Genomic DNA, 13,341 nt, shown 5'->3' with positions numbered 1-13,341 from the left:
CTAGGGTTTAAGTGCTTGTCGGGGTCTACCGTAGCGCTGGCTTGCCTCTATCGTCGGTATTAACCGATGAATTCCTTATCGGCGCTTTAGGTAGAAAGGGCGGAACGAGAAGTCTCCCACGGTCCGTACTGGCTAGAGTCGGAATCGAGCTTTTAGTCCCGCCCACCCCTTCAAGTCTAAACATACAAGCGAGCTTGCTCCGGGCGGCGATCCGACGAAGAGGCCGGCTCGGACCACCACAACCTTTCAGGCGCGCCTCATCTCCAACAAATCCGTCGCACAGCGTACGATCCGCCGACACGCATCTGCCAGTTTCAGCTGGTCCACCACCAACCCGATGCGGATATGCCCCGCCGCACTCGGCCCGAACGCTTCACCGGCCAGCACCGACACGCCATAGTCTTCCAGCAGTCGCTCGGCGAAGCGCTGGGCCGACAAACCGGTCTGGCGCACATCGACCATCACGAACATACCGCCATCCGGGCGAATCGGGCTGAGGCCCTGACATTGGCCCAGGCTTGCACACACCAGGTCACGACGCTGGCGATACTCTTCGCGCATCGAGGCCACTTCCGGCAGGTCCCGGTCCAGCGCCAGCTGCGCGGCGTTCTGCACGAAATCCGGAATGCCGAACAACATGCTGAGCGACAAATTGACCAGGTGCCCGGCCATGGGTTTGGGCCCGACCACCCAGCCCACCCGCCAGCCGCTCATGGCGTGGGACTTGGACAGGCTGCTGATCGTCGCCGTCCGTTCGGCCATGCCCGGCAGGCTCGCCGGGCTGATGTGCTCGCCCTCGTACAGCAGATCGCTGTAGACCTCGTCACTGATCAGCCACAAATCATGACGAATGCACAGCGCCGCCAGATCTTGCCAGGAGGCCAGTGGCAAACTGGCGCCGGACGGATTGTTCGGACTGTTGAGCAAGATGGCGCGTGTTTTTGCCGTGATCCGGGCCGCGACATCCACCGGGTCGACACGAAACCCGTTCTGCGGGCGCACGGGCACCGGGACCGCGGTGGCCGCACAGGCGCCGATCACGCCTTCATAGGTCACGTACATCGGCTCGGCGACAATCACTTCGTCGCCCGGATCGAGCAGACATTGCGCCACCGAATACACCGCGCACTGCGCCCCCGGAAAGACGATCACATGTTCGCCATCCACCACCTGACCACTGCGTTGCCGATGCCGGCGGGCAATGCTGTCGCGCAGCCCTCGGCTGCCGCGCACTTCAGGATAGTGCGTATCACCGGCCAACAGGCTGGCGATGGCGGCCTGGACGATGGGTTGCGGCGTATCGAAGTCCGGGTCGCCAATTGACAACAGCAGGACGTCGACGCCCTGTTCGCGCAATTGCAGCGCTCGATCGTGAATCTGCCAGGCCGCCGCTCCGTCACCGGCGATTCGTTGGGTCAAGGCTGAATAGCGCATGTCTGTCTCCTGTCGCGCGGGTGCTCCCAGCCTCAACCCTATCTCAAATCACGAAACGCGCCACCATGACATTCCTGTCCACCGCCAAAAGCCCTCAGCTTCAGCGAACGGCCATCCGCCAGACGCGAGCAATGTCGGTCGCCCGCTCACGCAACAAGCGCGGCGCCTCGGCACATGCCTGCTCCAGGGTCATCGGCCCGCTCGCCAGGGCAAACGCAGCGTCGATGCCATGCTCATACAGCGCCTGATAACCGTCGCCCAGCGTGCCGGCAATGACGATGACCGGCACGTCGTGCTGCCTGGCGACACGAGCCACCCCGAATGGCGTCTTGCCGCGCAGGGTTTGCGCATCGAAACGCCCTTCACCGGTGATCACCAGGTCGGCGCCTGCAACGGCTTCGGCCAGGCCCACCAGTTCGGCAACCACTTCGACCCCGGCCGTAAATTGCGCCCCCAGGAACGCTTTGGCGGCAAACCCCAGGCCACCCGCTGCGCCGCTGCCCGGTTCGTCACGGACATCGTTGTTCAACGCTATCGCGCAATGGTCGGCAAAGTGCGCGAGAACGCGGTCCAGTTGCTCGACCTGTGCGGGCGAGGCGCCTTTTTGCGGGCCAAAAATCGCCGAAGCGCCGTGGGGGCCGCACAACGGGTTGTTGACGTCAGCGGCGATGTCGAAGCGTACCTGGGCCAGGCGCGGATCAATCTCGCTCAGGTCGACGCGGGCCAATTGCGCAAGGGCCAGACCGCCCGGTGACAGTGCCTGCCCGCGAGCGTCCAGCAATTTCACACCCAGGGCCTGCATGGCGCCCGCGCCGCCGTCATTGGTCGCACTGCCGCCAATCGCCAGGATCACCCGTTGTGCACCGGCCTCCAGCGCGGCCCGGATCAACTGCCCGGTACCGAAGGTGCTGCTGATGCACGCATCCCGTTGAGCCACCGGGACCAACTGCAAACCGCTGGCCTCGGCCATTTCGATGATCGCGGTGTGGCTCTGCGGCAACCAGCCCCAGGCCGCATCCACCGTGGCCCCCAGCGGCCCGCGAACCACGGTGCGACGCAGTTCGCCTTCGCACGCGGCAAGAATCGACTCGACAGTCCCTTCCCCGCCGTCGGCCATCGGGCATTTGATCAGTTGGGCATCAGGCCAGACCTGCGCCAACCCCAATGCAATGGCGTCGGCCACGCCTTGAGCGCTGAGGCTGTCCTTGAACGAATCGGGGGCGATCACGATTTTCATGGGAATTCTCCAGTTCCAATACCACCCATGCTGCCAGCCGCCCTGCACAATAACGCCGGTCCGCTGCACAAGCGGCGATGAGGATTATTGTTCATTTCCACAAAGACCGTGGCAGACGTTTCACCTGTAGGAGCGAGCTTGCTCGCGATGGAGGGTAACGATGACGCGGGAAATCAGACTTACCGCGGCGTCCTCTGGTTTTTCGCGAGCAAGCTCGCTCCTACAGGGGGATTTTGTCGCTCACGAAATTGAGTCTGACTCGGGCAGCAGTTGCACACCCAGATACAACGCGAGCATGCCGTCGAGACGCAATGGGTCTACCCCGCTCAGCTCGGCAATCCGCTCCATGCGATAACGCAGGCTGTTGCGATGGATGCCCAGCGCATCGGCGCAAGCCTGGCTCTGGCCGTCGTGCTCGCACCAGCTGCGCAGGGTCGCAAGCAGTTGGCCATTGTTGTCCTTGGCGATGACCTTGCGCAGTGGATTGAGCAATTCGTCGAGAGCATCGTCGTTGCGGTGGCGCCAGAGCATCACCGGCAAACGAAAGCGGTTGAGGGTCAGCAACCTCGAGCGGGGCAATACATCGCGCCCGTAGGCCAGCAAGTCGCCGACCCGACGGTAACAGCGGCGCAATCCTGCCAGCCCGTCGGCTTGCCCACCCACGGCGATACGCAGGATGTTCCAGCCCAGGCCGTCAAGTTTGTCCAGCAAGCGTTCGTTCTCGACCGACTGGCTGGCTGGCCGGCACCAGAGCAATGAAGTTTTGGCCGAGCTCACGCACCAGCTATCAGGGTAGCGCGAGGTGAGCCAGGCGCTGAGTGCTTCGGCGGTTTGCCCCGGTCCATGCTCCATGCCCAATTCGAACAGGTATGGCACACGGGTTATCTGTGGCTTGAGTCCCAGCTGTTGCGCCTCGTCGATCAGGCGCGGCGAACTACCGGCGTCACTGAGCAACAACGCCAGCAGATCGTCGCAACGCTGGCGCCGCCATTGCTGTTCAGCCTGCTGATTGCGCTGGCCCACCAGCATCTCGGCGGTCATGCGTACCAGTTCGGCATAGGTGCGCAATTGCTCAGGTTCGCCGGTGATGCCCAACACACCGATCAAACGCTCATCGAGCATCAGCGGCAGGTTGATGCCCGGCTGCACGCCCTTGAGATGAATTGCCGTCTGCGCATCGATCTCCACCACCCGACCATTGGCCAGGACCAGTTGCGCGCCCTCATGCCGGGTGTTGACCCGCTCCGGTTCACCACTGCCCAGGATCAAGCCCTGGCTGTCCATGACGTTGACGTTGTACGGCAGAATGGCCATCGCCCGGTCGACGATGTCCTGGGCCAGGTCGTGATCGAGTTCGAACATAACGAGGATCCTTGAAGACGGTGATGGAACGGGTTGTTCACCCGCACAGGCCTTGGTGGCAAACCCTGTGCTCAGGCACAAAGACAGCCACCCTGAGGGTGGTCGAGACTCTCAGGGCGATCAACGTTACCCTTTGCATCGCAAAAAATCATAATAAAGAGAGAGCCGCCATGTCACAGAGCGCCGTAGCGTCCCAGGCCATCGCTGACGATAAAAACGCCGTCTACAAACGCATTACCCTGCGTTTGATCCCCTTCATTTTCATCTGCTACCTGTTCAACTACCTCGACCGGGTGAACGTTGGATTTGCCAAGCTGCAGATGCTCGATGCGCTGAAGTTCAGCGAAACCGTGTACGGCCTCGGTGCCGGCATCTTCTTTATCGGTTACGTACTGTGCGGTGTGCCAAGCAACCTTGCCCTGACCAGATTCGGCCCGCGACGCTGGATCGCGCTGATGATGATCGCCTGGGGCACGCTGTCGACCTGCCTGCTGTTCGTCACCACGCCGACCGGGTTCTACACCTTGCGCCTGTTCACCGGCGCCGCCGAAGCCGGGTTCTTCCCGGGTGTGGTGCTGTACCTCTCGCAGTGGTTCCCGACCTTCCGCCGTGGCCGCATAATGGCGCTGTTCATGTCGGCGATCCCGGTTTCCGGCCTGCTCGGCAGTCCGTTCTCCGGCTGGATCCTCAATCACTTCGCCACGGGCCATGGTGGTTTGGCGGGCTGGCAGTGGATGTTCCTGCTGCAAGGTATTCCGACCGTGATCCTCGGTACGCTGGCTTATTTCCTGCTCAGCGACAGTTACGCCAATGCGAAATGGCTGACCCCATTCGAGCGTTCGGTGCTGGAAGCTGACCACGCCGAAGACCTGGCCAGCAAGCCGAAAACCACGACCGATTCGCTGCTGGCGGTATTCAAGAACCCGGCGATCTGGGCCTTCGGCCTGATCTACTTCTGCATCCAGAGCGGCGTCTATGCGATCAACTTCTGGCTGCCGTCGATCATCAAGAACCTGGGCTTCAGCGATAACCTGGTGATCGGCTGGCTGAGTGCGATTCCGTACTTGTTGGCGGCGCTGTTCATGTTGTTTGTCGGTCGCTCGGCAGACCTGCGCAAAGAGCGCCGCTGGCATCTGGTGGTGCCGATGCTGATGGGCGCATTAGGCCTGCTGATCGCGGTGAACTTCGCCGCCAACCCGGCCATCGCGATTCTCGGTCTGACCATCGCCACCATGGGCGCCCTCACCGGCCTGCCGATGTTCTGGCCGGTGCCGACTGCCCTGCTCAGTGCGGGCGCTGCCGCCGGTGGCCTGGCGCTGATCAACTCGATGGGGCAAATGGCCGGCTTCCTCAGCCCGTATCTGGTGGGCTGGGTCAAGGACAGCACCGGTTCGACCGATGCGGCGCTGTACCTGCTGGCGGGGGTGATTGTCTGCGGCAGTTTGCTGGCGTTGCGCATGACCCGGACGTTGCGCGCCTGATCAACGAAGCACCTATGTGGGAGCGAGCCTGCTCGCGAATACGGTTTTACATTCAACATTGATGTTGGCTGTGACGTCGTCTTCGCGAGCAGGCTCGCTCCCACATTTGGCTCTGCGGTGTTTAATAAATCAGTTTGCCCCGGGCGGTTGTTCTGGTATCTGATTGAGCCTTTCCCACTGGTAAAAGGATTTGCTCATGAGCTATCGAACACTGGGTCATTCGGGCCTGCAGGTGTCCACCCTTACATTGGGCACCATGATGTTCGGCGAACAGACCAGCACCGAGGACTCCCTGCGGATCATCGACAAGGCCTGGGACCAGGGCATCAATTTCATCGACACCGCCGACGTCTACACCAACGGCCGTTCCGAGGAGATCGTCGGCGAGGCCATTGCCAGCCGCCGCCACGAATGGGTGCTGGCCACCAAGGTCGGCTTCGGTCCCGTGGACGGCGTGCCGAACCGCAGCGGCCTGAGCCGCAAGCACCTGTTCAACGGCATCGATGCCAGCCTGACGCGGCTGTGCACCGACTACCTCGACATCTATTACCTGCACCGCGAAGACCACAATACGCCGCTGGATGTCACGGTGTCGGCCATCGGCGATCTGATTCGCCAAGGCAAGATCCGCTATTGGGGCCTGTCGAACTACCGTGGCTGGCGCATCGCCGAAGTCATCCGCGTGGCCGACAAGCTGGGCGTTGACCGGCCGGTGATCAGCCAGCCGCTGTACAACATCGTCAACCGCCAGGCTGAAACCGAACAGATCACGGCTGCGCAAAACTACGGTCTTGGCGTGGTGCCCTACAGCCCGCTGGCGCGCGGGGTGCTCAGCGGCAAATACGCGCCGGACGTGAAACCGGATGCCAACAGCCGCGCCGGGCGGGCAGACAAGCGCATCCTGGAAACCGAATGGCGCGTCGAGTCCCTGCGCATCGCCCAACAAATCCAGCAATACACTCAAGAGCGCGGTACAGGCATCGTCGAGTTCGCGATTGCCTGGGTACTCAACAACAGCGCTGTCACCTCCGCTATCGTCGGGCCGCGTACCGAAGAACAGTGGGATGCCTACACTAAGGCTCAAGCGGTGAAGATCACGGTCGAGGATGAGGCGTTCATCGATTCGCTGGTAACGCCGGGGCATGCGTCGACACCGGGGTTCAATGATGTGAGCCATTTCGTGTCTGGCCGTAAAGCGCGTAACAACTGAAAATACAAAACCACTGTAGGAGCGAGCCTGCTCGCGATGGTGGTCAACGATAACGCGGGGAGCCTGCATGCCCGCGGTGTCTGGTCGTTCATCGCGAGCAAGCTCGCTCCTACAGGGTGGTGTTGGAAATATTGATCATCCGGACAATATTCAGCACAAAAACCACGTATCCTCCGCAGCCCGTTTTTCCTTCAACTTCGCGAGGACAGCTTGTCTAAAGGTATCGCTCTATCGGTTTCAGCCTCGGTGCTGTTTGCCGTCATGTATTACTACACGTCGCTGCTCACCCCCTTGAGCGGCGTAGAAATCTTCGGTTGGCGCATGCTGCTGACCGTACCGTGCATGACCGTGTTCATGGTGCTGTCCGGCGAATGGAAGCGCGTGCTGGAGATCGTTCGGCGGGTCATTGCCAATCCGAAGCTGATGGGCGCGCTGATTGCCTCCTCCGCCCTCCTCGGCGTGCAATTGTGGCTGTTCATGTGGGCGCCGCTGAACGGCTACAGCCTGGATGTGTCCCTCGGTTATTTCCTGCTGCCGCTGACCATGGTCCTTACCGGGCGTATCGCTTATGGCGAACGCCTGTCCTATCTGCAAAAAGTCGCCGTGGTGTTCGCCTGCCTCGGCGTAATCAACGAGGTGTATCAGGTCGGTGGTTTTTCCTGGGCGACCTTGCTGGTCTGTATTGGCTATCCGACTTACTTCGTCGTTCGCAAACGACTGGCGACGGACAATCTTGGCGGCTTGTGGCTGGACATGGCGTTGATGCTGCCGGTGGCGTTGTGGTTCGTTCAAAGCGGCGCACAAGGTTTCGGCGTGTTTGACCAGCATCCATGGTTGTCGCTGCTGATCCCGATGCTGGGCGTGATCAGTGCATCGGCGCTGGTGGTCTACATCATTGCCAGTCGTCTGCTGCCGTTCAGCCTGTTCGGCTTGTTGAGCTACGTCGAACCGGTGTTGCTGCTGGGCGTTGCGCTGCTGTTGGGAGAGAGCATCAAGGCCGGCGAATGGCTGACCTACATCCCGATCTGGATGGCGGTGCTGGTGCTGGTGTTTGAAGGGTTCAAGCATCTGGTCCGTCAAAAGCGCAAACCGATGTAGCCAAAGCAAAAAAAGCCCGATCAGTTGATCGGGCTTTTTTATATCTGCAACGGCTTAGTCGGTGGACAACACACCACGACGAACCTGGTCACGCTCGATCGATTCGAACAGTGCCTTGAAGTTGCCTTCGCCGAAACCATCGTCGCCCTTGCGCTGGATGAACTCGAAGAACACCGGACCCATCAGGGTTTCCGAGAAGATCTGCAACAGCAGGCGCTTGTCGCCTGACTCGGACGAACCATCCAGCAGGATGCCCCGTGCCTGCAGTTCGCCCACCGGCTCGCCATGGTTCGGCAAACGGCCTTCGAGCATTTCGTAGTAGGTGTCCGGCGGCGCGGTCATGAAGCGCATGCCGATGCTTTTCAGGTGATCCCAGGTCTTGATCAGGTCATCGGACAGGAAAGCAACGTGCTGGATACCCTCGCCGTTGAACTGCATCAGGAACTCTTCGATCTGCCCGGCGCCCTTGGACGACTCTTCGTTCAATGGAATGCGGATCATGCCATCGGGCGCAGTCATGGCCTTGGAGGTCAGGCCGGTGTACTCGCCCTTGATGTCGAAGTAGCGGATTTCGCGGAAATTGAACAGCTTCTCGTAGAAGTTGGCCCAGTAGGCCATGCGACCGCGATACACGTTGTGGGTCAAGTGATCGATGATCTTCAGGCCGGCACCGACCGGGTGGCGGTCAACACCTTCGAGGAACACGAAGTCGATGTCATAGATCGAGTTGCCTTCACCGAAACGGTCGATCAGGTACAGCGGCGCACCACCAATGCCTTTGATCGCCGGCAGGTTCAGTTCCATCGGGCCGGTTTCGATGTGGATCGGCTGGGCGCCGAGTTCCAGGGCGCGCTTGTAGGCTTTTTGCGAATCCTTGACGCGAAACGCCATGCCGCACACCGACGGACCGTGCTCGGCCGCGAAGTACGAGGCTACGCTGTGGGGTTCATTGTTGAGGATCAGGTTGATCGCGCCCTGGCGATACAGGTGCACGTCCTTGGAGCGGTGGGTTGCCACCTTGGTGAAGCCCATGATCTCGAAGATCGGCTCCAGGGTATTGGGGGTCGGCGATGCGAGCTCGATGAATTCAAAGCCCATCAGGCCCATTGGGTTTTCGTATAAATCTGCCATGGTTGGCGCCTCATCATTCTTTATCAATTAACAAAGGTTAGTTGTAAGCAATGCTGAGACCAGTGGGAGGCGCACAGGAGATGCCCCGCACACTGCGGGCGAGAAAATCACCGTAGATCAGTTGAAACCCGAATATCTTCATTATCGACCCAAAGCTCTTGCGGGCGAGGCTTCTGCTGCCAGAAGACGATTATTATTGTATGCGTAACCTGATTCTACACAGCGTAAATCAGTTTGTCCGCCTTCTGTATCAAATCCCCTTTTTCCTTGCCCGCGCAAGGGGTTTATTGCAGAGGAAAATCCCCGCCAGTATCAGCCCGCCACCCAGGCACATGGCCAGCGTCAGCGGCTCATCCAGCAACAGCGCGCCAAGGATTACCGCCGTCAACGGGTTCAGGGCAATGAACACCCCGGAACGCGTCGCACCGATTTTGCGAATGCCGTCGTAATAGCCAATGTACGCCAACGCCGATCCCAGTACGCCCAGGTACAAAAGACTCGACCATTGCTGCACACCCAGGTGGGCGATCGCGACAACATTCACCTCAGCACTGACGATGCAGGTCATGCAGAGCATGGCGGTGCCCAGCAGAATCGAATACGTCACCGTTTGCACCGGCCCCAGGGTCTGGTTGAGTTCTCTGGAGCACAGCGAGTAGATGCCCCAGCCCAGGACACAGCCGAAAATCAGCAGATCGCCGAGCCAGGCGTCGGCTCCACCGGCCAACAATTGCGGGTCGCGACTGACGATCACCAGGCTCGCACCCGCGATGCAGATCGCAATGCCGAGGACTTTCATCCGGTTCAAACGTTCCTTGAACAGTAGCCACGAAGCCAGGCCGATCACCGCCGGGTTCAGCGCGACGATCAAGGATGCCCGAGAGGCGTTGATGAAATGCAGGCCATAAAAGAAGCACAGGTTGTAGAAAAAGATCCCGAAGAAGCCAAGCAATGACAATTGCAGCCACTGCCGCGCGCTGGGCCGGACCAGCGGTATCCGCGCCAGGCGCACAAACAGCAGCAGCGCCACGCTGGCCATCAGGAACCGCAGGCTGGCAGCCAGCAGCGGGCTGAGGCTGCCGGCCAGATAACGTCCGGCAACGAAGGTGCCGCCCCACACCATGGTGACTGCCGCCAGCTTTAGATACACCGGCAGATCCGATGGCTTTGACAGGGTTTGCTCGCAGGTCGTCATAAGATTCCAGAACCGGATGTCGGGGCAGATGACGTATCATTCAGCTAATACCCTGTCATCGTAAAATGAGCAAACACTCATGACCCTCACTCAACTGGAGATTTTCTCCATCGTGGCCGAACTCCACGGCTTCACGGCAGCGGCCAATCGCCTGGGTATTTCCCAATCGGCGGTGTCCCATGCCTTGAAGTCCCTGGAGCAGGAATTGGGTGTCGAGTTGTTGCGCCGACATCAATCCCGGGTCGAGCCAAGCGACATCGGCCAGCAATTGTTGCTCCGCGCCCGAGCGATGCTGGGTCTGGCCAATACCCTGCGCCAAGAGGCGGCCGATGCACGAGGCATGAAACGCGGCACGCTGCGCATCGGCTCCTTCGGCCCGACCTCATCGATCAAGTTGCTGCCGTTGATTTTGCAGCAGTACCGCGCCGCCCATCCCGGTATCGAGGTGCATATCGACGAAGGCCCTGATCGCCAGGTACTCCAGTGGCTGGAGGAGCGACGGATCGACATCGGCTTTGTGGTGTTACCCGAGGAGCGTTTCGACACGGTCGCGCTGATCGAAGACCAGATGGTCGCGCTGCTGCCCGCTGGCCACCCGCTGGCGGTATACGACAGCCTCAGCCTGAAGGACTTGTGCGATTCCCCGTTTGTGCTGACCGAGGCCGGTTCTTCGGAGCTGGTTTCACGCCTGTTCACCGCGGCCCGACTGACGCCCAACATCCGTTATCGCTGCTCGCAGTTGTTGAGCACTCTGGATGTTGTCGCGCGTGGCGACGGGGTGACGGTGGTTGCCGAAGGTTCTTTGCCCAACCAGATTGACAGCCGCTGGGTGAAAAAACCGCTGTCGCCGGCGGTGTTGCGCCAGGTCGGCCTGGCGGTACTCGATCGACGCCAGGCATCACCCGCGACGCTGGCCTTTATCGATCTGGCCCAAAGCCTTGACTTCCGTTGAGCGGCATAACCGCCAAGGGCCAACTATCATGGCCCGTACCCGAACTCTTCATGGGAGGCGTATTGCCCTGCCAGCGTTTGAGAGCCCTACTTTTTCGTGACAGGATTCGCGAATGCCACTGAAAGCCAAAACCCGCGGTCGCAACACAAGAATGGCTGTCACTCTGATCAGTGGATTGCTCCCGATGCTGCTGGGGACCGCCATTCTTTACATGCAAGCAGGGCGCGCACTCAAACAAGACGCCGAACAAACCGCCGAAGAAGCGATTCGCCAGTTCGACCTGATGCTCGACAACAACTCCCAGGCCGCTCGCGAACTACTGCCGCTGTCTGGCCAAAGTTGTGCTGACGTCAAACTGGCCCTGCGCGAACAGGTCACTCGCCGCCCATTCGTGCGCGCGACCAATCTGGTGTGGGACAACAACATTTATTGCAGCTCTTTGTTCGGCGACTACCAGGAGAAAGTCCCCCCCGGTGACTACACCCAGGGCGCCTTATGGCTCATGAACGGCAACCCGGTGACCCCCGATACCGCCTTGCTGGTGTACCGACTGAGCGAAGGAAAAAAAGGCGCATTGACGACCCTCGATGGTTATCACTTGAGCAACATTCTGCGCTTGATCGGTCGCAATACCTTGCTGTTGCTGCAGGTTGGGCCGGACTGGATGTCTGCCGATGGCAAGGTTCACACCGGTGCTGCACCTGAACTGCCCGTCGCGCCGAGCCGTTTGAGCTCCGGGCACTATGCAATTGCCGTGGAAGCCGGTTTCCCCGAAGGCGAAACCTGGCGATACATGAGCAGCGAATATCCGCCGCTGTTCAGCCTGCTGATTTTCTTCGGTGTGATTGCCGGGTCAATCGGTCATTTCCTGCAAAAACGCTCATCGGCACCCACCCAGGAAATGCAACGGGCACTGGAAGCCGCAGAATTCATTCCCTATTTCCAGCCCGTGGTGCATGGCGACAGCAAAAGCTGGTCCGGCGCTGAAGTGCTGATGCGCTGGAAACATCCGAAGGAAGGCCTGGTGCGTCCGGACCTGTTCATCCCGTTTGCCGAGCACTCGGGACTGATCGTGCCGATGACCCGCTCGCTGATGCGGCAAACCGCCGCCCTGCTCGCCCCGCAGTCCGCCAGATTCAACAAACCGTTTCACATCGGCATCAACATCACCGCCAGCCATTGCCAGGACCTGGAACTGATCAAGGACTGTCGCGAGTTTCTCGATGCGTTCGAGCCGGGCTCGATCCATCTGGTACTGGAACTGACCGAGCGCGAACTGATCGAACCCACGCCCATCACCCTGCAACTGTTCGAGCAACTTCGCGAACTGGGCGTGAAAATCGCCATCGACGATTTTGGCACGGGTCACTCGAGCCTTGGCTACCTGCGGCAGTTCAATGTGGACTTCCTGAAAATCGACCAGAGTTTTGTCGCCATGATCGGTATCGACACACTCTCGAGCCACATCCTCGACAGCATCATCGAACTGGCAGTCAAACTCGACCTTGCCCTGGTGGCCGAAGGTGTCGAGACCCGTGAGCAGAGTGATTACCTGAGCGTTCACCAGGTCAACTTCCTGCAAGGTTATCTGTTCGGCAAACCCATGCCCGGCGCGGAATTCATTAGTGCATTAAGCGACCATTAACTCGAGAATTTAATCGATAAAACAACGCTTAAACGCACAAATTTGAATCAAAACACTACTGCCGTTACATGAAAAAAAGACAGGATTTACTCTTGGTCAATTAACTACTACAATTTTTCATGCCTGCGCTAAATTGGCAGGTGAGCCACTATCACCGAGTCGCTTCAAGGCTCTTGGCTTATAGCTTTGTTTGCGGTTGGTATCAGCCAAACACACTATTGGAGTAAAGATATTGTCCAGACTCGCTGAATTTCGTGCAGCCGAAAAGGCCCTTCAAGAACAGCTCAAGCAGTTGGAATCCCTGAAGAACGATGCCGGGCTCAAGAAAGAAATCGAATTCGAAGAGAAGCTCCAGGGTTTGATGAAAACCTATGGCAAGAGCCTGCGCGACATCATCGCCATTCTCGACCCAAACCCGGCAAAATCCGGCCTGCAGGCAGCCGCACCTAAAACCCGCCGCGCCCGTGTGGTCAAGGTTTATCAGAACCCGCACACCGGCGAGCTGATTGAAACCAAGGGCGGCAATCATCGCGGCCTGAAAGCCTGGAAAGAACAGTACGGTGCAGCCACCGTTGACTCCTGGCTGCGCGGCTAAC

11 protein-coding genes are annotated in these 13,341 nt (G+C 59.7%); 6 read left to right on the top strand and 5 right to left on the bottom strand.

What is annotated here, in order from left to right:
- Positions 1–246 precede the first annotated feature (246 nt).
- The 3 genes from ACEN8E_RS12275 to ACEN8E_RS12265 form a co-directional block, all read right to left on the bottom strand.
- Positions 247–1,434: a pyridoxal phosphate-dependent aminotransferase gene (locus ACEN8E_RS12275; RefSeq protein ID WP_495592832.1), complete on the bottom strand. Its 1,188-nt coding sequence runs from the start codon at positions 1,432–1,434 to the stop codon at positions 247–249.
- 100 nt (positions 1,435–1,534) lie between these two features.
- Positions 1,535–2,671, bottom strand: coding sequence for a glycerate kinase (locus ACEN8E_RS12270; RefSeq protein WP_495592831.1), 1,137 nt, complete (start codon positions 2,669–2,671; stop codon positions 1,535–1,537).
- A 240-nt stretch (positions 2,672–2,911) separates the two neighbouring features.
- Positions 2,912–4,033, bottom strand: coding sequence for a sugar diacid recognition domain-containing protein (locus ACEN8E_RS12265; RefSeq protein WP_495592830.1), 1,122 nt, complete (start codon positions 4,031–4,033; stop codon positions 2,912–2,914).
- A gap of 170 nt (positions 4,034–4,203) precedes the next feature.
- Between ACEN8E_RS12265 and ACEN8E_RS12260 the strand changes: the two genes are divergently transcribed.
- From ACEN8E_RS12260 to rarD, 3 genes are all read left to right on the top strand, one after another.
- Positions 4,204–5,514: an MFS transporter gene (locus tag ACEN8E_RS12260; protein ID WP_495592829.1), complete on the top strand. Its 1,311-nt coding sequence runs from the start codon at positions 4,204–4,206 to the stop codon at positions 5,512–5,514.
- Positions 5,515–5,710: 196 nt separating this feature from the next.
- On the top strand, positions 5,711–6,724 hold the full coding sequence (locus ACEN8E_RS12255) for an aldo/keto reductase (protein WP_495592828.1): 1,014 nt from the start codon (positions 5,711–5,713) through the stop codon (positions 6,722–6,724).
- Positions 6,725–6,934: 210 nt separating this feature from the next.
- Complete coding sequence (rarD, locus tag ACEN8E_RS12250; protein WP_495592827.1) at positions 6,935–7,822, top strand: EamA family transporter RarD; 888 nt, start codon at positions 6,935–6,937, stop codon at positions 7,820–7,822.
- Positions 7,823–7,876: 54 nt separating this feature from the next.
- Here rarD and hppD read toward each other — a convergent pair whose 3' ends face one another.
- Both hppD and ACEN8E_RS12240 read right to left on the bottom strand, forming a co-directional pair.
- The gene (gene hppD, locus ACEN8E_RS12245) at positions 7,877–8,953 is read right to left on the bottom strand and encodes a 4-hydroxyphenylpyruvate dioxygenase (protein ID WP_008020954.1); all 1,077 of its coding nucleotides are present in this window, start codon (positions 8,951–8,953) and stop codon (positions 7,877–7,879) included.
- Positions 8,954–9,203: 250 nt separating this feature from the next.
- On the bottom strand, positions 9,204–10,148 hold the full coding sequence (locus ACEN8E_RS12240; protein ID WP_495592826.1) for a DMT family transporter: 945 nt from the start codon (positions 10,146–10,148) through the stop codon (positions 9,204–9,206).
- A 79-nt stretch (positions 10,149–10,227) separates the two neighbouring features.
- Here ACEN8E_RS12240 and ACEN8E_RS12235 point away from each other — a divergent pair, with 79 nt between their 5' ends.
- The 3 genes from ACEN8E_RS12235 (at position 10,228) to ACEN8E_RS12225 (ending at position 13,340) form a co-directional block, all read left to right on the top strand.
- On the top strand, positions 10,228–11,100 hold the full coding sequence (locus tag ACEN8E_RS12235) for a LysR family transcriptional regulator (RefSeq protein WP_495592825.1): 873 nt from the start codon (positions 10,228–10,230) through the stop codon (positions 11,098–11,100).
- 112 nt (positions 11,101–11,212) lie between these two features.
- Positions 11,213–12,745: an EAL domain-containing protein gene (locus ACEN8E_RS12230; RefSeq protein WP_495592824.1), complete on the top strand. Its 1,533-nt coding sequence runs from the start codon at positions 11,213–11,215 to the stop codon at positions 12,743–12,745.
- A 232-nt stretch (positions 12,746–12,977) separates the two neighbouring features.
- Positions 12,978–13,340 (top strand): histone-like nucleoid-structuring protein, MvaT/MvaU family, encoded by a 363-nt coding sequence (locus tag ACEN8E_RS12225; RefSeq protein WP_007975932.1) that lies wholly within the window; start codon positions 12,978–12,980, stop codon positions 13,338–13,340.
- Position 13,341: the final 1 nt, after the last annotated feature.

It is taken from the genome of Pseudomonas sp. Pseusp9, assembly GCF_059491265.1.
The sequence above is the reverse complement of the archived record's forward strand: the minus strand, read 5'-3'. Positions and strand labels throughout refer to the sequence as shown.

Bases quoted from the DNA above. Each gene is read 5' to 3' on its own strand.
- ACEN8E_RS12240 (WP_495592826.1), bottom strand. From the start codon at position 10,148: ATGACGACCTGCGAGCAAACCCTGTCAAAGCCATCGGATCTGCCGGTG.
- ACEN8E_RS12255 (WP_495592828.1), top strand. From the start codon at position 5,711: ATGAGCTATCGAACACTGGGTCATTCGGGCCTGCAGGTGTCCACCCTT.
- hppD (WP_008020954.1), bottom strand. From the start codon at position 8,953: ATGGCAGATTTATACGAAAACCCAATGGGCCTGATGGGCTTTGAATTC.
- ACEN8E_RS12230 (WP_495592824.1), top strand. From the start codon at position 11,213: ATGCCACTGAAAGCCAAAACCCGCGGTCGCAACACAAGAATGGCTGTC.
- ACEN8E_RS12265 (WP_495592830.1), bottom strand. From the start codon at position 4,033: ATGTTCGAACTCGATCACGACCTGGCCCAGGACATCGTCGACCGGGCG.
- ACEN8E_RS12275 (WP_495592832.1), bottom strand. From the start codon at position 1,434: ATGCGCTATTCAGCCTTGACCCAACGAATCGCCGGTGACGGAGCGGCG.
- ACEN8E_RS12270 (WP_495592831.1), bottom strand. From the start codon at position 2,671: ATGAAAATCGTGATCGCCCCCGATTCGTTCAAGGACAGCCTCAGCGCT.
- ACEN8E_RS12260 (WP_495592829.1), top strand. From the start codon at position 4,204: ATGTCACAGAGCGCCGTAGCGTCCCAGGCCATCGCTGACGATAAAAAC.
- ACEN8E_RS12235 (WP_495592825.1), top strand. From the start codon at position 10,228: ATGACCCTCACTCAACTGGAGATTTTCTCCATCGTGGCCGAACTCCAC.